Source organism: Flagellimonas onchidii (genome assembly GCF_004804315.1).
GTDB classification, from domain to species: domain Bacteria; phylum Bacteroidota; class Bacteroidia; order Flavobacteriales; family Flavobacteriaceae; genus Flagellimonas; species Flagellimonas onchidii.
Genome location: NZ_SRXX01000002.1, coordinates 285,423 through 306,587, shown reverse-complemented (window position 1 = coordinate 306,587; position 21,165 = coordinate 285,423). Strand labels below are relative to the sequence as shown.

19 protein-coding genes are annotated in these 21,165 nt (G+C 32.0%); 8 read left to right on the top strand and 11 right to left on the bottom strand.

The annotated features are described in order from the left end of the window. Nucleotides 1-3: 3 nt before the first annotated feature. From E4661_RS03450 to E4661_RS03435, 4 genes are all read right to left on the bottom strand, one after another. Complete coding sequence (locus tag E4661_RS03450) at nucleotides 4-864, bottom strand: relaxase/mobilization nuclease domain-containing protein (RefSeq protein WP_240751401.1); 861 nt, start codon at nucleotides 862-864, stop codon at nucleotides 4-6. A gap of 5 nt (nucleotides 865-869) precedes the next feature. Further along, nucleotides 870-1,166 carry a mobilization protein MbpA gene (mbpA, locus tag E4661_RS03445; RefSeq protein ID WP_136465418.1) on the bottom strand — a complete coding sequence of 99 codons (297 nt, stop codon included), beginning with the start codon at nucleotides 1,164-1,166 and terminating at the stop codon, nucleotides 870-872. A gap of 131 nt (nucleotides 1,167-1,297) precedes the next feature. Next, nucleotides 1,298-1,585, bottom strand: a complete 288-nt coding sequence (locus E4661_RS03440; RefSeq protein WP_136465417.1) for a helix-turn-helix domain-containing protein — start codon at nucleotides 1,583-1,585, stop codon at nucleotides 1,298-1,300. Between the two features lie 145 nt (nucleotides 1,586-1,730). Continuing rightward, nucleotides 1,731-2,354, bottom strand: a complete 624-nt coding sequence (locus E4661_RS03435; RefSeq protein ID WP_136465416.1) for a hypothetical protein — start codon at nucleotides 2,352-2,354, stop codon at nucleotides 1,731-1,733. Between the two features lie 417 nt (nucleotides 2,355-2,771). Between E4661_RS03435 and E4661_RS03430 the strand changes: the two genes are divergently transcribed. Together E4661_RS03430 and E4661_RS03425 are read left to right on the top strand one after the other, a co-directional pair. Beyond that, a complete protein-coding gene (locus tag E4661_RS03430; protein ID WP_136465415.1) occupies nucleotides 2,772-3,860 on the top strand; it encodes a glycosyltransferase family A protein in 1,089 nt (362 codons plus the stop codon). Between the two features lie 25 nt (nucleotides 3,861-3,885). Then, nucleotides 3,886-4,725: a hypothetical protein gene (locus E4661_RS03425; protein WP_136465414.1), complete on the top strand. Its 840-nt coding sequence runs from the start codon at nucleotides 3,886-3,888 to the stop codon at nucleotides 4,723-4,725. A 3-nt stretch (nucleotides 4,726-4,728) separates the two neighbouring features. On the opposite strand, the gene E4661_RS03420 is transcribed toward E4661_RS03425, so the two are convergent. The 7 genes from E4661_RS03420 to E4661_RS19015 all read right to left on the bottom strand — a co-directional run bounded on the left by E4661_RS03420 (nucleotide 4,729) and on the right by E4661_RS19015 (nucleotide 14,065). Beyond that, nucleotides 4,729-7,512, bottom strand: coding sequence for an outer membrane beta-barrel protein (locus E4661_RS03420; protein WP_136465413.1), 2,784 nt, complete (start codon nucleotides 7,510-7,512; stop codon nucleotides 4,729-4,731). Nucleotides 7,513-7,707: 195 nt separating this feature from the next. Then, complete coding sequence (locus E4661_RS03415) at nucleotides 7,708-8,973, bottom strand: M56 family metallopeptidase (protein WP_136465412.1); 1,266 nt, start codon at nucleotides 8,971-8,973, stop codon at nucleotides 7,708-7,710. Then, nucleotides 8,970-9,326 carry a BlaI/MecI/CopY family transcriptional regulator gene (locus E4661_RS03410; protein WP_136465411.1) on the bottom strand — a complete coding sequence of 119 codons (357 nt, stop codon included), beginning with the start codon at nucleotides 9,324-9,326 and terminating at the stop codon, nucleotides 8,970-8,972. Before E4661_RS03410 ends, E4661_RS03415 begins: the two co-directional genes overlap by 4 nt. A 121-nt stretch (nucleotides 9,327-9,447) precedes the next feature. Continuing rightward, on the bottom strand, nucleotides 9,448-10,317 hold the full coding sequence (locus E4661_RS03405; protein ID WP_136465410.1) for a thiopeptide-type bacteriocin biosynthesis protein: 870 nt from the start codon (nucleotides 10,315-10,317) through the stop codon (nucleotides 9,448-9,450). Between the two features lie 9 nt (nucleotides 10,318-10,326). Continuing rightward, nucleotides 10,327-12,567 (bottom strand): lantibiotic dehydratase family protein, encoded by a 2,241-nt coding sequence (locus E4661_RS03400; protein WP_136465409.1) that lies wholly within the window; start codon nucleotides 12,565-12,567, stop codon nucleotides 10,327-10,329. A 10-nt stretch (nucleotides 12,568-12,577) separates the two neighbouring features. Beyond that, nucleotides 12,578-13,792 (bottom strand): lanthionine synthetase C family protein, encoded by a 1,215-nt coding sequence (locus E4661_RS03395; protein WP_168796320.1) that lies wholly within the window; start codon nucleotides 13,790-13,792, stop codon nucleotides 12,578-12,580. 126 nt (nucleotides 13,793-13,918) lie between these two features. After that, nucleotides 13,919-14,065 (bottom strand): hypothetical protein, encoded by a 147-nt coding sequence (locus tag E4661_RS19015; protein WP_168796319.1) that lies wholly within the window; start codon nucleotides 14,063-14,065, stop codon nucleotides 13,919-13,921. A gap of 113 nt (nucleotides 14,066-14,178) precedes the next feature. On the opposite strand from E4661_RS19015, the gene E4661_RS03390 reads away from it, so the two are divergent. From E4661_RS03390 to E4661_RS03365, 6 genes are all read left to right on the top strand, one after another. Beyond that, nucleotides 14,179-16,392 carry a peptidase domain-containing ABC transporter gene (locus tag E4661_RS03390; protein ID WP_136465407.1) on the top strand — a complete coding sequence of 738 codons (2,214 nt, stop codon included), beginning with the start codon at nucleotides 14,179-14,181 and terminating at the stop codon, nucleotides 16,390-16,392. A gap of 45 nt (nucleotides 16,393-16,437) precedes the next feature. After that, on the top strand, nucleotides 16,438-17,436 hold the full coding sequence (locus tag E4661_RS03385; protein WP_136465406.1) for an HlyD family secretion protein: 999 nt from the start codon (nucleotides 16,438-16,440) through the stop codon (nucleotides 17,434-17,436). 230 nt (nucleotides 17,437-17,666) lie between these two features. Beyond that, nucleotides 17,667-18,422, top strand: a complete 756-nt coding sequence (locus tag E4661_RS03380; RefSeq protein ID WP_136465405.1) for an FkbM family methyltransferase — start codon at nucleotides 17,667-17,669, stop codon at nucleotides 18,420-18,422. Nucleotides 18,423-18,431: 9 nt separating this feature from the next. Further along, a complete protein-coding gene (locus E4661_RS03375) occupies nucleotides 18,432-19,418 on the top strand; it encodes an STELLO glycosyltransferase family protein (protein ID WP_136465404.1) in 987 nt (328 codons plus the stop codon). Beyond that, nucleotides 19,402-20,313, top strand: coding sequence for a hypothetical protein (locus E4661_RS03370; RefSeq protein ID WP_136465403.1), 912 nt, complete (start codon nucleotides 19,402-19,404; stop codon nucleotides 20,311-20,313). The genes E4661_RS03375 and E4661_RS03370 overlap by 17 nt, the downstream gene beginning before the upstream one ends. 12 nt (nucleotides 20,314-20,325) lie before the next feature. Next, nucleotides 20,326-21,159 carry a hypothetical protein gene (locus E4661_RS03365; RefSeq protein ID WP_136465402.1) on the top strand — a complete coding sequence of 278 codons (834 nt, stop codon included), beginning with the start codon at nucleotides 20,326-20,328 and terminating at the stop codon, nucleotides 21,157-21,159. Nucleotides 21,160-21,165 lie beyond the last annotated feature (6 nt).

Below are 21,165 nucleotides of genomic sequence, written 5' to 3'. Positions count from 1 at the left end.
CTTTTAAATCCCCATCCCAAGATCTATGCTCTTTTTGATGGTGTATTTAATCACTTTATTTGCAATTTTAGCTACGAGGTTAGGGGAGAGGTTAACCGTTTTACCCATCAGTTTCATTGCATTATCAACTTTAGCTTTCTCCACCACTTTTCTATTGAAACCAATTTGTTCGGCTATTTTGTTCATGGACATGGAACGGTGTACCTCGCTCCCTTTTAAATTCTGTCCCGCGAACTCAAACCGAAAGCCCTGCAATTGGTTCTGTTTGTTAATGGATGGGATGATCTTTACTGGATAGGCTTCCATTGCTTTGATGTATTGGTCAAAGTCCTTGGGCCTGACCTCCTTGATTACCTTCTCATGGATTCTTTTCAAAACCATTCGCATATCATTTGCCTTATCCAGTTTTTGTTGCTGGATATCCCGTACTGTGGTCAGTCCCATTTCCCTTGCCACCCGTTCCGCAGCTTGTTGGCTCCGTTTTCCTATGAAATTATCCTTATAGGCCTGTCCTTGAAAATTGATTCGGTTCACATAGAGATGGATGTGGACATGCTTTCTATTTCTGTGTACAAAGGCAATCGCCTGGTTCTCTTGTAGCTTCATTTGTTTTAAAAAGCGTTCTGTGATTTCTTGTAGCTGTTTGTTTTTCATTTCTTGCCCATCCTTGATGGTCGGACTCAGTACGAAACTCAAGGTATTCTTTTGGCATTGATGATTCTGTTGCTGAATAGTCCTGAACTCTTGGGTAACCTCTTTTGGCGTATACCCGGCCAAATATTGGCTATGGACGATCTCCGGTTTTTTTTCCTCCCGAAGTCCATAGGCCATGGATGCCGAAGTATGTGATATGGATTTTCCCATTCCGATCATACCTTAAAATTTAAAAGGTGTTCCCTGATTTCTTTTGCCAATTGCATGACCTCATCCGCCAGTTTAGGATTTCGCTTTCGGAACATATTACCAATCCGTTTAAAATTGTTCTGGTACTGCACTAATAGTTTATAGGCTTCAATCTGGTCTTCGGACAATCGTTCAATAATCCTATCATCAAAAGCTGAACGCCGGCAATATTCACTGATGGAAAGACCTGACTTCTTTGCCTTTATCTTAAGCAGTTTCTTCTCATATACCGAACACCTAAACTGGACAAATTCGCGTTTCATAATCCTTTTTTTCTTTTGCGACCTTCGGGAGCAAAAGCAAGATTTGTCATGACAATGACACATCTTGAAATTCTCACTCAATCATCAATTTCAAGCTGATTTCGTTCACCTGTTCCTCTCCCTATCCATTATCAATTCTTCTTATTTCTAAGACTAAATCTCAGTGCCTCTGCTTCAATCTCAGCTTTTGATTTTCTCTTGTTTTGTAATAGCCAAAGGTTGAGTTTCCTCTTTTCGAAGAATATCATTTTACCATTGGGCTTTGAGTGGGGTATTTGTCTTCTTGAAGTAAGTTTGTAGAGAAAACTTCGGGACACACCCATATATTCACAGGCTTCTTCGAATGTCAATACTTCTTTGTTACTGGACAATAAACGTTCTATTCGTTCAAGACGTTCCTCTAGTTTTAAATAATCCATTATTCTAGATTTTTTAGTGTGAAACAATGACAAAGGCCTTTGTACTTTTTAATCGAATTCTTTCCGAAAACTAGTATTTGAAACAAAAGGAAAGGCTTGCATTGCATGTGATGCAAGCAAAAAAGGGATCAGTGCAAGCGGATTTCTATGAAAATGGGGCAAATATGGATTCCAATTCGTCACTTCTCTTGGAGACCCCGTTTCTGGTCAGGGCATTTCTTACGGTATCATACTTATAGGGTTGCCCGTCCTCACGTCGAAGTACATCAGAATTTTTAATGAAATCAACGAGCTGTAGGTTGTTTTTGGGAAAATTCGTCTTGAACAGTTCGTAAAACTCCTTACAAGCTGGATTTTTTAGTTTCAGATGGATTTTGGAATCATGTGATTTCCAATCTTCTAAAAAGCAACGTACAAAATCATCTTTAGAAGTTTTATCAATGATGACCATATCGTAACGAATCATATTATCGTAAAGTTTCGCCAGTTGGGATTCGCTAATTGAAATGTTGAAATTTTTAGAAGATTTTAATCTTTCCTTGATTTTGGGAATGAACACTCTTTTGAACCTTTTTGTCCAAGTCAGTTGGGTCATGAAAATTCCACTAAGAAAAAGAAAACAGCCAGTTAAAAAGAAGAAGCCAACGAAATTATTGGAATAGTCCAGGACCTCATAATATCCTGTATGCATCAATAGTAACCCAATTCCGTAAAAGACCAATCTGGGCTTTTCCACATACTTGTCCCATTTGAAGGGTTCATTGAACATAAATCTCGCAAATAGGACGATGTAGGGCACCATCAATCTGATAATGACAAAGCAAAAACAAGCGAGCATGAAATACTTTAGAATGAGTACCATCTTATCAAGTTACTATTTTCTTGATATACATTTGTTCATTTTGGTTGTAAGTAAACCTTTTATGAAAGTTTTCTCTGGATGTTTTTGTGGCTTGTGATTGCAAGGTCAAGCAATTTTTTAACGCAAAGCATAGACTTGGATTTTGTGGTAGATGAAAATCTAGGTAATTCATTTTCATTTTAGTATGAATTAACATAATTAGCCTAATACAAGTAGGAATAGTATTATTAAAATTTATAACTTAGAGATAACAACATAGTTCCGAATAATATTTTTTCTAAGCTAAGATAGATTCGCATTCTATTTAGAGTAAAAAGTGAAAAAGTGAAAAAACTTAAAATTTCATTTTGTACGGTTTGTATGAACAGACTAGAATATCTTCGAAAGACTTTACCCAAAAATATTGAGGATAATCTTGGCTATAGAAACATAGAATTTTTACTCCTCAATTACAATTCAAAAGATAATCTTGATGATTGGGTGAATAGTGAAATGAAGGAATATCTTGATAGTGGAATTCTCAAGTATTATAAAACCGTTAAACCAAAATATTTTTTGATGAGCCATTCAAAAAATGTGATTGCTAAAAAAGCAAATGGAGATATTATTTGCAACGTCGATGCGGATAATTTTATTGGAGATGGATTTGCTTTTCACATTAACAAAGCTTTCCAAAACAATCCAAATATTGTTTTGGTTGTAGATAAAGAAAAAGGTTCCAAGGATTGTTTTGGAAGGATTTGTATCTGGCGTGACGATTTTTTGAAAATTAAGGGTTATGATGAATCAATGAAAGGATATGGTTTTGAAGATTTTGACTTAAGAAATCGATTGTCTTTTTTGGGGAGAAAAGAGGTGTTTATAAGGAATAAAAGGTTTTTAAATGCACTGGAACATGACGACTTTTCTAGATTAGAAAATGAACCAAACTTTGACTTAGTTAGGGGAATCTATTACCAACATATTAATCATTATAGTTCATACTTGTTATATCTATTTCAAGATTTTACATTTTACTTCGGGAAATTGGTAGCTTATGAATTGAAAAACACCCAATCTGTAGATAATATTTTTCAGGAATATTATAAAAATCATCAAAATAGTCTTTTAGAAAACCCAATATGGAATGTTGAAAAATCTAAGTGGGAAACAGGGGAATACATTTTTTTTTCGAATGGTATAAAGTTAATTTTCGAAGATAGGGAAGAACATTTATATCGTTTGAAAAATGATAAACTGACCTCACAAAAAAACAAAAATTCAAATTTTATTAAATGCAATGATTCTGGTGATTGGAATAAATTAATAATGTTTTTTTCTCAAATTAATAACTGTATTAAAATGATCAAAAATAAGAATGAAAATAAAATCATTGTAAACGATTCCTATGGTGAGGTTGAATTAGTTACATGATTAATGCAGAAAAACCAGTAAAATTTTGAACAAGAAGCTGTATATCAATATTTCAATTTTCCATCATGATTTTGGATGGCATGAGTTAATTTTAAAATCAATCGAACAATTTGTCAAAATTACTGGGATTTTCGATTCTTTTTTCATTATACTTTCAAGGACTAGAGGTGATCATGTTGTCCTTTTTATTGAAACTGATAAAAAAGAGGCCAAGGAACTTGCTCAGGAAGCTAATCATTATTTTAAAACATATTTGAGAAAATGGACAGAAAAAGATGAATTAAACTTTCCTAGACTCGAAAATAGAATTTTTAGGGATTTTGAAGATAATACTATACATTTTGGCATTCACAACGATTTTTTCGGTATTAAAGATGAGTTTACTCTGCGACTTTGCAAAGATATATCTCAACTAGTCATTTTAAGTTTCAAAAAATACGGAAGTAATCTAAAAGAAAATTTGCTGGATATGTTTCTAGAGTTGTATGCCTTGTTGGTACAATTCTCATATAAAAGTAAAGAGGAAATATTGCAAATATTTGAGTTTTTATTAAATCAAGAATATCAAAAATACAGTAACTCTACTGTGGATGATTTAAAAGTTGAATACGAAAAATGTTTCATCGAAAACCAACAAATAATAGCTTCTTTTTTTAACATAAAAAAGACCGAATCAATCAATCCAATCAAAACAATGTGGAAGAAAATGATTAACAAGTATTGGTCGAAACCTAAGTCCACGCATTTGAAGGATTTTGAAATTCTCATTATTTCTATCACAAATGATTCCTTTGCCTTTTCAAATAAGATTTTAGGGTATTATTTGTTTGCAAGAGGTTTAGAAGAGCACATGAAGGGCTTTTAAATTTTACTTTTTCAGAGAGTTTATCTTGTAAGTAAAACTAAACATAAGATATCTTTGAAGTATTAACGATTGGCGATCCTCAACATATATTTCTGAGGATGTTCGTTGAACATTGTTGTTTTGCTTGAGCAAATCGTAAGCCGTAATTTTAAAAGAACCTTTTTCTTTAAATAAACCAAATCTTAAGCTCATATTCCAAAAAATGGATGATTTATCAAAACCTGTTTGCACATTGTTATTGTAAATGTAGTTAAAATCGTTTCCAAAAATCACTTTGTTTGGCCAGTAGAGTGTTCCTCTGACCTTCAATGAATGTCGAGTAAAGTCTACATTATTTAAATTTTCGAGATTATATGAAGTCTTGTTTATAGTCATACTGTAGGATGGTTCGAAATCCAACAAGTCTCGATAATTTACTTGTAAACCCAATCTGGGAACAATTCGAAAAGTCTTACTTATAAAACTGGAATTGTTGTTAACACTAGCGTCTCTCCTTAGCACAAAACCACTTCCCGTAGAAAGTTTAACCCTAATAATACTATCACTTACAACTTGCTTGTTTATTCCAAAAGCCCCAAAAGTGTTGTAGTTTCCATTAAAATTTATAGGTGTAGTATTTCTTACAAAATTTTCATTGACCTGTACTGAATTCACTATTTTCTCATTGAATATGTTTGACTGTAGGAAAGTAAAAACACTGGTTTTTGATTTTGCATTGTAGCTAGAATAGTTTAATCTGGTCGTATGTTTGGTTTCTGGAATTATATCTGGATTTCCAGTATAAATTGCCTGCGGATTTGAAACATCTGATATTGATTGTCTTTGAAATGTCAGGGGCAGTCCATTGCTCACATTGTAATCAATAAATATCCTAGAACTTTTATTGAATTTGTATCTCATTCTAGCACCATAAAAAATAAAATTAAATCCATCATCCCTCCTTATATTTTGAATCTCATCACTGGTATTCAATTTTATTCTTTTATAACTTGAGTTAAAATTGAACATTAATTTATCACCTTCATAACTCAATCCTATTTGAGGTTTTAGTTCCTTAGTTTTGTAATCAAAATCTGAACTTAAATCAGGATTGAAATCGATATAGTCATTCTGTTCCTCATTAAAACTGTTAATAATTCTCTCATTTTTATTGTCTGATGATATATACTGCAAGTCATAATCAACAAAAAACTTCTTATTGGTAATAGGCATTCGATAAGAAAATGCTAAATCGAATACCTTTTCTACAGTTTCATCATCAGCTAACTGATTAATTCGAGAGGGTTCTGGACTTAAAAAGGAATTAAACTCAGAAATATAGTTTTCGGTGCCCTTAATATCTTTTATCGAACTTTCTAACTTAACACTTATAAAACCTCCTTTTGCTCCATACTTTCTAGTCAATTCTAATGTATTTCCGTAGTTCTTTTGACTTTTCTCTGAATTTTTAAAAATGATACTATTGTTGGATAAATCCTCGGTAGCTGAAAATGTTGATTCCTCAATACGGGCGATGGATTCTATGTTGTTAGTATTGAAGATAGGTTGAAAACTAACTCTAGTTTTAGAATCAAGGTTAAAATTGTATAGGGTATTCCACCTATGCGAGTTAGACGTACTTTGTAGGTTTGATGAATTGTTTGAGAAAAAGCGGTTGTCAGGTATAAAATTTTCACGAAATACGGTATTTTGCCTCAATGACTCTGAAAAGCCATAAAAGTAATCGGTTGAAATATCGGATTTGTTCAATAATTGGTTTGCATAACTAGCTCCAATATTGGAAGATTCCGTGATACCATCATTAAATCCAAACGAAATATTATCGAGCTCAAAAACCCCGCCGGAGCCCCTACTTTGGTTATTATTGTTCTTATTACCGACCATGTCATAAACTTCATCAAAAGAAAACCCTGAATTATTTATGTTGTTAGCTCCAGCAAGAAAACTAAATCTTTCTTTATCCAAAAAATAATTGGCTATTCCGTTTAATTGGTATCTATCATCTGTACCATAACCAACAGCAAATCTTGATATTAGACCTTTGTTTTTATCTCTTTTGATAGTAACATTGATGGTTTTTTCATCAGATTTCGCAGCCTTTCCCGTAAACCTTTCTTTTTCCGTTTTTGTGGAGGTTATCTGAACCTTATCAATTATTTCTTTGGGTATATTTTTAGTGGCAATTTTAAGGTCTTTACCAAAAAAACGTGTTCCGTTTATTAATATTTGGGAGATAGGTCTCCCATTATTTGAGATACTGCCATCCTGGCCGACTTCGATACCTGGTAATTGTTTAAGTAAATCTTCTAGATTGGCATCTGGTCGGGTCTTAAATGAATCTGCATTAAACTCCAATGTATCTTTTTTAATAATTATAGGAATTCTCTCGGCAATCAAATCAATACCTTTAAGTTGTTCCACTTCGGGTGTCATTCCAACATTTCCTAGGTCTATATCAAATTCATTTAACTCAATCTTTTTTGTGAACTTTTTGAAACCTATATAAGAAATAAATAGCACTATATTTTCGTTTGACGGTTTTAAATCCAAGAGAAACGAGCCATCAATTCCAGTAATAGTGTAGGAAAGTAAAGTTTTATCTAAAGCTTCGGCATAGACGGTAGCTGCTTCGAGAGGTTCCATAGTAGTGCTGTCAACAATCTTGCCTGTAATTTCATATGTTTGTGCACAAATTTCAAAAATGGAAAAATATACAACCAAAAGGGAAATCGAATAAGCAACTTTCCCCGAGTTTTTAATTTTATTAATAGAGAATAAACTAATCATACAGAAGTTCAATTATTTTGGTTTTCAATGAAATTCACTGACTAACTATAAACTAACTCTTAAAAGAATAAAATGATTGGATGATATTAAGTCTAATTCCATTTTGAATCCTCTACTTTTCATCTAAAATCTTTTAAGGGTTGCAATACTTTCTAAAAATTGAATTGTTACTCTCAAAATCTAAATTTATAGCTGTTAGACTTTCATCTTGAAAACACTAAAATCAATAAGAGTTGAGAATAGAACATCTATTTTTTTTTCCATATAAAACCCTGGCTCCATGTCAGGTAAAATTGAGATTATCCTATAGGACTCTTCTTCGAGTATCCTACTAGAACCACGTACTTTTATGTTTTTAACCATCCCATTTTTGTCAATTGTACATAGAACCCTAACGATACTTTGTCCAATAACACTTTTGTCATTTGTTAAAGCATAATTTACATTCCTTTCAATATGTTCATTCATTTTCATATTGAAGCACTCGACCGGATTCGACGAATTTTTACAACCAGGAAAAATCGGAACTTGATTTGCCAACAGAAATGGAATTTCTTTCGTTTGATTCTTTTGATTACTTAGATTGGTTTTTATAAAAGCCTCATCAAAATCTGTTGAGGTATAGGATAACATTCCAAACATTAAGGGAATTACAACGAGATAAATCAATTTTTTACTTTTGGAAGATTTGGTTTTAGACAACATCAGAAGCCTTTTTTTGATTATTGAATCCTTAGAAAAGTGATTAATAAGTGATAAATTATCAGTATGAAACGCCTGAGATAGAAGAAATAATAAATGTTCCTTTTTATTGGTCCGTCCTAATTTGGAATCTACTATAAATTCATGTACTTCAAGAATCTTAGATTGGTATACATAGGTTAATGGGCTTAAACAAAACACAATTTTCATCAATTCAAAAAACAATAAATCGAATGTGTGTTTTTGGTTTATGTGAATCAATTCATGCTCAACTATTTTTTTTCGTACTTCTCTTGGAATTTTATCGCCAATATAGATTGAATTTAAAAAAGAGAAAGCTGTTGTTGACTCGGGGAGAATATATAGGGTATAATCATCAAAAACTTCTGGTTTACATTTTTTTCTAATGTTTGATATTCGTTTAAGTTTTAGTAACAGTAAAATAGAAGTGAAAGATATTCCGCCGATTATTACAAAATGCTCAAACCTAATTAATGTATAAGAATCTTTCGGTAAGATTAGTATTTCATTTGAAACACTAGTTAGTTCTATAAAAATATTGGAGTATGGGAAGTTGGATTTTGAAATGGATAGATTAAATATTTCAAACTCAAATAGTGGTAATATAATCGAAAAAATGTACGTTAAAAGCAAATAAAACCTATTAAGATTAAAAAAAGTTTCTTTTTTAAAAAAAAGGAAATATGGTATAAGAAAAAGGAATTGAAAGAATATCACTTCAATAAAATAATGTATCATAATTCCTTAATTTTTTTAATTATTTCCTCCAGTTCATTGATATCGATGTCATTGTTTTTCATAAAAAAAGATATCATACTGCTAAAAGAGCCTTGAAAGTACCCTTTAACAAATTTTTTGATTGTGAGTTGGCTATAATCTGATTTCAATATAACGGGATAATATTGATGATTTCTTCCTTTTTTATAATGACTTACAAATCCTTTACTCTCTAATATTCTTACAATAGTTGATACTGTATTATAAGCTGGTTTTGGATCTGGAAAAAAATCAATAATCTCAGCAACGTTGCACTTATTTTCTTTCCAAAGTATTTGCATTATTCTTTCTTCTGCAGTAGTTAAAGTTTTCATATTTAATATGATAATATTGATATAAAATTACAACTAAATAATTAGTTTAACTAATTATTTAGTTGTAATTAGCAAATCTCCTAAGGTTTGCTTTTAAACATTACAAATCTCAAGTACTCAATTAAGCTCTTTTTTGGTGTTTGATACGAGCTAGTTTAGATGAATAAAACCTATATAGAAAATCGTAACAGACCATTTCATGTTGCCTATTTTTCGAATGGAATACTCGATTCATAGTCATGTGCAAGTAACTTTCTACCACCTGATCCTGATTATCTTTACCGTTGGCAAAAAGACCTTTTTCAATCAATTTTTTTATTTGTGATTTGTTTTCAATGAACAACCCATTTATAAGCTGTACCTCTTTTTTATTATTAGCAATTAAAAAGGACTCTATTTTTTTGTAATTCTCCCTGTATTTTTTGTCCAATTGTTTTTTTAAGGATCTTGACATATTAAATTCAAACCCATAATTTGTTTTTAATCTATTGAATAGTTTTATTTTTCTTTTCAAATCAAATCCAAAACTATTGATATAAAAATCTAACAATTTCAACGAAAAAAGCCATCTTAGTTCATCAGGATTTTCCAAATTTCGCCAACTAAGAAAGGTTAAAATCAACTTGCTGTCCAAAAAGAATAACTCTTCACTCAGTTCAATGCTCTTTTGACCATATCGATTTAATTCTCTAGCATAGGTATCTGTTTGAATACCCCAAATAAGCTCGTTTTCAAAATATCCTTTCAATTCATGATGCAACAGATCTATTACAGTTCCCAAATTTTCCGTTTTTGCAATTTCAAATCGAATTCTAATATGGAATTCAGGAGTTCCGTATCTAACAAAAAACCATTTTTTGATTAAGGCTTGATTAATCATTTTTTGAGCAAGGGGTCCAAACAGATTTACAAGAATATCATCAGCAGTTTTCCTACCAGTAAAAATTTTGTAATACAGCCATTTATCGCCAAGAATAAAAGTCCTTTGCATTATTCTAATCTATCTTTGATTTTCATCGTTTTTGTAAAATGAAACTATAATTTCATTGGGGAAGTCCACTATATTTGGATTTGTTTTACCTAGTTCCATATCGTTAAATAAAAATTCTTTGAATGTAAATTTGTCTCGATTTTTTACGGTTTCCAAAAGCATAATTATGGAGTCAATGTTTTTTAAGTTAATAAGCAATCTGTTATCTCCATCAGCCAATAAAATTAAATCGGGAATCTGCCACTTGGACTGTAAACTTTTTACTTTATTCAACAAAACGTCGCCTTTTTTTATTCCATACAAATTAGCAACCTTAGCAAAATCGAAATTCCAGGTAGCTTCATGGAAAATTAAATCTTTGTATTCGATTCTTGGGATGAAGGTATATTCTTCGGATATAGGCCCAAAATCTAGCCCGATTCCTCTTCTTTCACTCTTGGTTTGAATATCGCATAGAAATTGATATATAGGAAGTTGGGCTGCAGAATAGTTGTGTGCCGTAGTATTTCTTGGTAATATTTCCTTGTTGAGTCTTTTTGATTTAAGAATAACTTTTTCTTGCTTAATAGAAATAAACAAATCGTTTAAAGGAATTTGTTTATTTTTTCTCAAAATCGACTTTCCTAAATAGGGTATTTCATATTCTCTTAATACTGGTCTGGATAGGATATTGCCAACTCTTGATTCTGGCAAATGAACAATTTCAGCTAAAACTTGTTTTGAAGTAGCTTCATTTTCCTTTGAAATTATATGATTAACAAATTCTTTTATTTCGTTATTACCATGACAAAATCTACCCATTAAATTTGCACCGCTTGAACCGGCGAAACCACCAAATTTAATTTTGTTAGTGCCATTAATATTCAAAACCTGAATCATTGCGGAAATTGTTTCTGGCAAATCTGACCAATCTTCATCTTGAAAGTCAAAATCTTTGTCTTTTATTTCTATCTTATATTTCTTTTCGAAAAGAGCGTCGACAATTAGTCTATGGAAAATTCTATTTACTGAAGTCCAGATTTTCGTTTGGCCTGACTCATCTTCAAGAAACACAATGTCATCTATCAAAGGGCTTATGGTACCTTTATTCAAACCCTGCTTATAGCCAATGCCTAATTCAACATCCAATGCTTTGGATAAGGCAATTTCCTCGTTTTCGTATCTATGTCTAAACGCTTCGCGGAATTTTTCAATGTTTGAATTTTGAGGTTTCAAAGTGATCCTATTTAGAAAGACTAGTCCTTTTTTTATGGATTGCACAATTTTTTCATCTAATGTGTTCTTGAATGGTTTTAAAAACAGCTCACTTTGAAACAAAAACTTTTTATCAAAATCAATGTTTAAATCTTTCAAAAGATTAATTATTTCTGAATACCTTTCAATAGGCTGACCCAATGAAGTATCTAAAGAACTAATCTTTTCCCTTATATTCATTAGAATTTGCAAAGTAGGCTCAATACCACTCATTTTACCTAGGGTTTCTATGATTTGCTCTAAAAACTCAGGGCCAGAAACGGAAGGTTCGAGTTCGCTTACTAATATTTGAGAATCAATCATTTCGTTTATAAAATTTTCAGCTTCTTTAAACTCAATATCTTCATTGACAAGAAGCAATGTCAATTCTTTTATTGTTTTCCCGTTCTTTGCTGAACATAGAATTTGTTTTGTATAATCCATATTATCTACAGCCATAATATGATGGAATCTTTTGCCTCCTCTATAGAAATATTCTACATATCTTAACTTATTCCCTATTTCATAAATAGTGGTGTTGGGAAAAAACATGATTTGTTTTCGGATTTCCGGATTTTTAACCAGAGCATGAGATAAAGCGACTAGATAGGTCATGTCCAGTCTAGTGTGTCTTTTGTTAAAAATAGGCTCTCTCATATGGATTCTATTTTTGTTGGTAAAACTACCGAGGCTACATCCGGCAAATAGCCCAAATGGTGTACTTCTAGTTGACATCCTGGTGAGATATTTTAAAAAGGAAGTCTTCAATTTATCTACCTTCTTGGAATCCAGTAATTCCTGATTTCTCCACTGCTTCAAGCTATTATAAAGTGCTGGGGATGCTAAATAAATAGCCTCTGCTATAAGAGGATTCTCAAAGCACTCTAGGTACTGATGGTCAGTCACCTGTGATTTGGAGGTCAATTTTTTGTAAAAATCAAAAGGTAATATAGGTTTTCTTAGAATATAAGTTTTAAAATTCTGATAAGGGTTTTTTTTATTCATTTCAATGTCCAAACTGAAAATTTCAACTAATCATTAACGAGGAATCCCAAGTTGGTTCTAGATTATCCAAGCGGCTAATTATTGTGAGACCTATTCCAGATGTACCGTTCAAGACAAATCTTGAACCGACCCATTTTTTTTCAGTCCCTTTCCATTCTCTATATCCAGCAAACTCTTGACCATGACAACCGTAGTTTACACCCTCTTGAAACCAGAAATTTGAAGCTTTAAGAAATATGTTTTTTGGTTGATCTAAGAATTTCGAGATTTCATAATGCATTCTATAATAAATGTGAGAAATTCCAAATGCTCCATGACATAATCCGGCATCATAAACTGATGTTTCACTAAACTTTTGACGTTTAGTGGAGTATTCAAGTATGTTCAAAGCGAATCGCCCCAATTCTTTGTCTTCTATACATTTATGTGCATTCCATATTGATATTGCTATTCCTAAATCACCATAGCACCATCCTAGACGGCATGGTGTCTCATAAGGATGCCCATTTTCATTTACCCAATCCGGAAAAATAGATGATTCGTTTGGAGAATTATCTTTATTGGACCTTAAATAATCTATTGAACTGATGAGTAAATTTTTGGATGATTCCTCAAAATATTCGTATCTGCAAAGTCGAGATAATAGACTAATTATACTAGAAATACCGTGGGAAAGACTTAGATTGTATCCAATAAGATTACCACTATGGTCTAGCTTGGATTTCCAACAAGTTTTTGAACCTTTAATTTCAGCCTGACTTGTTAGGATTTCTAAGAAATTTAAGAGAATATTTTTATATGTTAACCTTAAGCTGTCTGAGTGTGTATTCCTATACCTCGACAAAAAATAATATGCGTAACCTACAGAGCCATGGAGGAAATCATAATTCCCTGTTTTGATGTCTGAAAGCATTTTTTTCTGGAGAAATTTATCAAAGTTCGAAAGGAGCGAGTCATTATCATTTTCAATAAAGCCATGCTCAACTAAGTGATCTAACGCCCACCCCATGCCCGCGATTCCGGCACAGTAAGTGGGATAGTTAAAACCAGCATTGATTAAATTTACACAAGAAGAAAGAATTTGAAATCCTATCTGACGGTGTGAATCGTCTTGTGTTAGGCGTCCATAATAGAACTTAAATAAAGCCAAGCCTGAGAGACCAGATAAGCAACCTACATGTTTGTATTCTTTGAATGTATTAACGATATCTCTATTAATTTCTTCAAGCTTATTCAATAAGAATGTGTTGTCAGGAAAATTCATTCTAGAAGAAAAAAGGAAGCACCTAGTAGTATCTAATTAAAATAAACAGTAAAGCCAATCCCTGACTTTACTGTTTACCCTTGAACAAAAAAAGGAAGATTAACAGGAACAGGAGTAGTTGCAACAAGTACAAGTGTCCTTTTCATAGGTATCAAAACCTAATCCGCCCTTTACACTTTCCAAATTAGCCAAATTGGAAATGGCTTCTTTGTTTAAGCTCAACGATTTTAATGAATTTTCTTTCATAATATTACGTTTTAATATTAATATTACTAAATTATAAAGAAAAATCTTACAGCCTAAATAATTAACATTTATTGCACTAAACAAGAAAATATGTTCTAATGAAATAGAAAAAAATGAAACTACGATTTAGAAATTTTCCTTTTTTTAAGCAGCGTGACAGAATGGATTGCGGTCCTACTTGCATAAAAATGATTGCAATGTTCTATGGAAAATCATTTACTCTTGAGGATCTAAAAAAGAAGTCATGGCTTACAAGTGAAGGAGCAACATTTGGAGGATTATCCGAGGCTGCTGAAAACATTGGTTTTAACTCAATTGCTGCAAGCATAGATTTAGTATCATTAAAAAAAGAAGTTAGACTTCCTTGCATCGTTCATTGGAGGCAAAGGCATTTTGTTGTTCTCTATAAAATTAGAAAAAAAGTCTTTCACCTTGCTGACCCCGCTTATGGCCTAATTAAATACTCTGAAAAAGAGTTTTTGGAAAGTTGGATTGGAAAATATGAAAAACGAGACAATGATTGTGGAAACATTTTAATGTTGGAGCCAACTCCAAAGTTTTTCGAAAATGAACGTAAATCAAGAAACAAATCCGTTTTCAATTTTTTATTGCTTTACTTCAAACCGTACTACATCTATATTATTCAATTATTTTTTGGACTAATCATAGGATCGTTAATTCAATTAATTTTTCCATTTCTAACTCAGGTTATTGTTGATTACGGAATAAGCAATCAAAATTTAAACTTTGTTTACATAATACTATTGGCTCAATTAGTGCTTTATACTTCAAAGTCTGCAGTTGAATTAATTAGAAGTTGGATTTTATTGCACATAACCTCAAGAGTAAATATCAATTTGATATCTGATTTTTTGGTGAAACTAATGAGATTACCAATTTCATTCTTCGATTCTAGAAGAGTAGGGGATATTATTCAACGTATATATGACCATAACAGAATTAGACATTTTTTATCTACGAGCACACTTGACACCCTTTTTTCTATAATCAGCATTGTAATATTTGGGGCTGTTTTAGCTTTTTATGACTTAAGAATATTTTTGGTTTTTTTAGTTGGATCAGTAATTTATGTTGGATGGACATTGTTATTTATGAAGAAAAGAGCCGAATTAGATTATAAGCGTTTTGATGAATCTTCCGATAATCAAAGTCATCTATTTCAATTGATTTCTGCAATGCCGGAAATAAAATTAAACGGCTCGGAAAGGAAGCGCCGCTGGGAGTGGGAAGAAATCCAGGTGAAATTATTTAAGAACTCCATAAAGGGACTTGGTTTATCACAACTACAGAATACCGGTGGTCAATTTTTAAATGAATCAAAGAATATTCTTATCACATTTATTTCCGCAAAACTGGTAATTGAGGGTGAATTAACACTTGGAATGATGTTATCTATTCAATATATTATAGGACAACTCAATTTCCCAATAAACAATTTCATAACATTTATTCAAAGTGGTCAGGATGCAAAACTGAGTCTCGAAAGACTTTCTGAAATTCATCTTAGAAATGATGAAGAAGATTTAAATAAAAACACAATTGATGTTCTTCCAAACGAAAAAACCGTTTACTTCAAAAACGTAAGTTTCCAATATGGAAGTAAATCATCTTCATACATCTTAAAAGATTTAAACTTTTCCATTCCAGAAGGTAAAATAACAGCCATTGTAGGGGCAAGCGGAAGTGGAAAAACAACCTTATTAAAGTTGCTTCTAAAATTCTACGAACCGACTGATGGATGTATTTATGTGGGAAAGGTCAACTTACGTAATATAAGAGCCAAAATTTGGAGAAATATATGTGGTGTGGTCATGCAGAAGGGCTTTTTATTTGATGATACAATTGTAGGTAACATAACAGAGTCAAATTCTGAAATTGCATTTAACAAAGAGAGCTTCGATAGTGCTGTGCATATTGCAAATTTGAAGGAGTTCATTTGTCAACAGCCTCAAGGACTTGATGAATTGATTGGTTCGCGAGGTGTAAATGTTAGTGGAGGGGAGAAACAACGTATTTTAATTGCCCGCGCTGTTTACAAAAATCCTTCTTATATCTTTTTTGATGAAGCTACAAGTGCTCTCGACACTAATAATGAAAGAGTGATCATGAATAATTTAAATGAATTTTATAAAGGGAAAACTGTTCTTGTGATTGCTCATAGATTAAGTACAGTTAAAAAAGCAGACCAAATAATTGTGTTGGAGAAAGGAAGAATAGTTGAAATAGGAACGCACGATGAATTAGTGAAAAACAAGAAGAAATATCACGATTTAGTTAAAAATCAACTTGAGCTCGAAAATTTGTAGTGGCAAACAAAATAGGATCTGACAATTTGTTAAAAGATAGGAAAAATGATGAGTGTAAAATTTGAAAGAGGGAATGATGGTTTTATTAACGAAGCATCCCAAAAAGTCAAAGAAGTCATGGGCAAGCCTCCAAACTGGATTATTAAGTGGGGTACAACAATAATATTTATAATCATCCTCGTAGTAGTAACTGGAGGTTCACTGATAAAACTTGAGGACTCTATTAAGGTTAAAGTTTTATTGTATAACAATATACCACTAACTAACAGAGGGGTGAAAAAAGGAAAAAAGATTGAGAAATTATATGTAAAGCCTGGAGAGTCAGTGAAAAAGGGGGATATTTTGATAGAACTAGAAAATAACGCTAATCTATCAGATATTTCAAGGTTGAAGAAGCAACTGCTATATCTGAAAAATAACGGAATTGAATTGGATACGATAAATATAAACTATCCTTTTAACTTGAAATTGGGAAGGTTGAATGATTCATTTATTGATTTCCATCTGGAATATAGAAATTCGATGGATTCTAGTTTAAAAATAAATTTAGATCAAAACAAACTTTCTTTAAGTAAAAAACTTCAAAAGTTAAATGATGAAATTATCCAATGGGAAAAGGACTTTATTATTACTAGTCCAATCGATGGTACTTTTGAAATGATTTTTAATATTAATGAATCTGAAAATAGGTTGGAAAATAATTTTTTGATTTTTCCCAAAAATGAAAAAGTAATTGTCGGCCATTCTTTTGTTCATTCCAAAATTGCATCCGAAATGAGATATGGGCAATCTGTTGAAATTAACTTGAACAATTATCCATTTCACGAATGGGGCAGTCTTCGAGGCACTATTAATGAAATCTCTGCTGTTACAGAAAACGACAATACATTTTATGATGTTACCTTTTCTATAGAAGATGTGAAAACTTCTTTTGGAAAGAGGATTGAGGTAAAAAATGGTATGCAAGGTTATATTATAGTCTCAAGCAAAAAAGTTAACATTCTGAAGCGGATATTTTTTGAACTTTCAAAAAAAGATGTGTAAAAGACATTAGTTCATGTCTTCCTTCTAATTTAACAATCTTCTGATTAGTTCATTTGAATAATTCAAAAAAAATTTAAATGAATAAATCTGAAATTTTTTAATTTATAATAAATAGCTTTTGGGCACTAAACTTTTTTTATTAAAAAATAACCTTACTTGTTATAAGATAATTCTTACATTTAAATTATGTAATTAATTTAATTATAGAAGCTACATTAATTAAATAAAAAATGGACAATATTAAAAAGAAGCTTCTTGACTTAATGATAGATAAATTCGATGATGTTTTTGAATTGATATATCTCGATGTAGGATCGGCAGGTGGATTGAATGAGGTTTGGGATTATTTGATAAAAACTAATTTCATGAAGGCTGTTCTTATTGATATTCAGGATGATGGTTTGGGGCAATTATATCCTAAAGAACGGGTTAAGCGAGTGCAAGTGGCCCTGGGAGGTCATACAACGCAACAAAAGGTTTATCTAACCAAAGGAAGATGGTGCAGCTCTTGTTTGATTCCTGATATGGAGGTTCTTAACGAATACCCTGTGAAAGAATGGTTTGAAGTTAATGAGGAGAAAACCATAAACATGACAAGGTATGATCATGTTTCTATGGAAAAAGGTTTACCTCATCCACATTTTGTGAAAATAGATGTTAAGGGCTATGAAATTCAAGTGCTTGAAGGTATGGGGAAAGTTTTGGACAGTGTATTATGTCTGGAACATGAAACACACTTACGACCTATTTACAAAGGGCAAGCTGATTTTAATAAAATATATAAATTTTTATTCGATAAAGGCTTCAGATTATATGATTTAAAACCTACGGGAGTTTTTGAAGGTGAAGCACTTGAGTTTGATGCATTCTGGATTAGAAAAACTGATGACCCTCAAGAAATAGCATTAATTGAAATTTGGAAAGTTGCCAATGATATATGGACAGGTATGTACTTCAACGATTTATCATTCTTGAAAACATCTTGATAACTAGGTATGGGTAAAAAGTTTATTATCATTACTTCAATATTTTTGCCGACAAAAGCAGTAAGAACATTTGCACAAAAAAAAGATTGTGAATTAATCGTGGTCGGAGACAAAAGAACGCCCAAACATTGGAATGTGGATGAGGCCATATTTTTATCTATTAGAAGTCAGAACAAAATGGCTCCTACGTTAGATAAACTTTTACCATATAACCACTATTCTAGAAAAAACATGGGATACCTTTATGCAATTCAGCAGGGAGCGATAAGTATTATTGATACAGATGATGACAATATACCTTATGAAGATTGGTCATTTCCCAATTTCACAGGCACTTTTCCACTATTAAAACAAAGGAATGGTTTTGTAAATATATATTCTTACTACTCTGATCAAAAGATATGGCCTCGCGGTTTGCCATTGCATTTGATTAATTCTAAAGATTCTAAAATATCTTGTGATGAACCGTCCGTTGCGGAGGTAGAAGTTGGAGTTTGGCAAGGTTTGGCAGACCAAGATCCGGACGTAGATGCTATCTATCGTTTGGTTGATAATTCTCCTTGCATTTTTAACAAAAAAGGTAATTTGGTGCTACCTAAAGGTACAATATCTCCATTTAATTCTCAAAATACAGCATTTCGCAAGGAACTATTCCCACTACTCTATGTCCCATCAACCGTAACGATGCGTTTCTGTGATATTTTACGAGGATTAGTTGCTCAACCCATATTGTGGAACCATGGATATCATTTGGGCGTAACGCAGGCAACGGTATTTCAAGAACGAAATGAACATGATTTTATGAAAGATTTTGAACAGGAAATTCCTTGTTATCTGAATGGTGAAAAAGTGGTGGAAATCGTCTCAAAGACTATTTGTCAAAATGATAGCATTATCTCCAACCTCTTTAATACTTATGATGCACTGGAAAAAAATAAAATAGTTTTACCCAAAGAACTTCGAATCTTAGAGGCTTGGATTGACTCATCATTTTGAAATTATGGCGAAGGTAGCGTTAGTAATTATATATAATCATCGTTATGATGACAATATTAAAATTCTGGAAAGAATTTATAAAGGTCGTTTCTCTCATATTTATCATTTAATTCCGTTTTACGATGGTGACAAATCGAATGTAATACCTGTTTATGAAAACTCTTATTACTTTCAAGGATACTTGTCTCAAGGTTTGAAAGCATATTTAAAAGAAGATTATGATCATTATTTTTTTGTTGCTGATGATATGATGATTAACCCTATAATCAATGAAGAAAACTACAAAGAACATCTAAATTTAGAATTAGATAGTAACTTTTTTCCAGAATTGATTTCTTTCCATAAACGAAAAGAGTGCTGGCATTGGGCTAGAGATGCATTTAGATATAATGTTAAGCAAAAAGGAATAGAAGTCATCGGGGAGTTACCAAATTATGAGGAAGCAAAACGTAGGTTCACATATTTTGGATTGGATTTGGAACCTCTTCACTATCAACAAATATGGAATATTGAACGAAATCAAAACCAATTTAGTAAAAGAAAGTATCTTCTTTCTTACCCTCTTGTTGGAGGGTACTCCGATATGTTTGTTATAAGTTCAAAAATCATAAAAAAGTTTTGTCATTATTGCGGTGTATTCGCCGCTACAAGATTGTTCGTTGAAATTGCAGTCCCAACAGCTTTGGTATTGTCAGCGACTGTTATAGTCCAGGAAAAAGATATAGAATTGGGAGGAAAGGCTTTGTGGGCCAATGAAGATTATATGATTTTCAAACCTTACGATAAAAAACTGGAGAAGCTACTAACAGGATTTCCCGAGAAACTTTTATATCTCCACCCTGTTAAATTATCAAAATGGGACACTACCTTATGGAATAAGCCAGAAATGAACTAAAAAAAACTGAAAATGGAACGTTTCATGTATCTGGTTCAATGTAAAGGGGATAATGTAGAACCTTATCCTGAACTTCAAGGACAACATCATAGAAAGATTGTCTTTTTATCTTGGAAATTAAAAAATGAGCACATGATTTATTTTCCAAACTCTACATGGACAGCTGGTAGGAATAGATTACTGTTGGAAGCCAGAGTTCAACAGGAACGTTATGATTATTATATTTTTTTGGATGATGATATTCTTTTCAATAAAGGCAGCTTCGATGAATTTGAACAGTTATTGCTTAAGGAATCACCTGCTGTTGCAACTCCATTACTAATTGGCTATCCTTTTTCACGGCAGTCAGCTGATTCCATACAAGCGGTGTTCATGTTTGATGCCTGCATGAATGCATTTCATCACAGTATAATTTTCGATGACGCGGTTTTTCCTTATTGTACCATTTTTGATAAGGATTCTTGGTGGTACTCTCAATATGTAATGATTCATCTTTTAGCTCTTTTTTATGAAGGACATGTTATACAACTGAATAACATATGTATAATCAATTCTGAGCATGGTGATTATCCAAAAAACATTTATGTAGATAAAAAAAATAACAAAAAAGCTGAACAAGAAAATCAATCAAGTACTTCTGGTTTCAGTTATTTTGATAGTGTTGAAAAATGGATTTATTCAGAATACTTATCCAATTGCGAAAAAGTATTGATTTCAAGAAGGAAAATTATGAATGGAGTTTTTGATAGAGTGCTATCCAGCAAAATAGATTATTCAATTTCCAAGGAAATAAAAAAAAACTGCTTTAAAGTATCTCCTGAGAAAATCAATGACTCATTTGTTTGATTTTGA

Coding starts and splice junctions, on each gene's coding strand:
- E4661_RS03405 (WP_136465410.1), bottom strand. CDS start 10,317: ATGCAAAGGACTTTTATTCTTGGCGATAAATGGCTGTATTACAAAATT.
- E4661_RS03390 (WP_136465407.1), top strand. CDS start 14,179: ATGAAACTACGATTTAGAAATTTTCCTTTTTTTAAGCAGCGTGACAGA.
- E4661_RS03375 (WP_136465404.1), top strand. CDS start 18,432: ATGGGTAAAAAGTTTATTATCATTACTTCAATATTTTTGCCGACAAAA.
- E4661_RS19015 (WP_168796319.1), bottom strand. CDS start 14,065: ATGAAAGAAAATTCATTAAAATCGTTGAGCTTAAACAAAGAAGCCATT.
- E4661_RS03415 (WP_136465412.1), bottom strand. CDS start 8,973: ATGATACATTATTTTATTGAAGTGATATTCTTTCAATTCCTTTTTCTT.
- E4661_RS03435 (WP_136465416.1), bottom strand. CDS start 2,354: ATGTTCAATGAACCCTTCAAATGGGACAAGTATGTGGAAAAGCCCAGA.
- E4661_RS03380 (WP_136465405.1), top strand. CDS start 17,667: ATGGACAATATTAAAAAGAAGCTTCTTGACTTAATGATAGATAAATTC.
- E4661_RS03365 (WP_136465402.1), top strand. CDS start 20,326: ATGGAACGTTTCATGTATCTGGTTCAATGTAAAGGGGATAATGTAGAA.
- mbpA (WP_136465418.1), bottom strand. CDS start 1,166: ATGAAACGCGAATTTGTCCAGTTTAGGTGTTCGGTATATGAGAAGAAA.
- E4661_RS03440 (WP_136465417.1), bottom strand. CDS start 1,585: ATGGATTATTTAAAACTAGAGGAACGTCTTGAACGAATAGAACGTTTA.
- E4661_RS03410 (WP_136465411.1), bottom strand. CDS start 9,326: ATGAAAACTTTAACTACTGCAGAAGAAAGAATAATGCAAATACTTTGG.
- E4661_RS03385 (WP_136465406.1), top strand. CDS start 16,438: ATGATGAGTGTAAAATTTGAAAGAGGGAATGATGGTTTTATTAACGAA.
- E4661_RS03420 (WP_136465413.1), bottom strand. CDS start 7,512: ATGATTAGTTTATTCTCTATTAATAAAATTAAAAACTCGGGGAAAGTT.
- E4661_RS03450 (WP_240751401.1), bottom strand. CDS start 864: ATGGGAAAATCCATATCACATACTTCGGCATCCATGGCCTATGGACTT.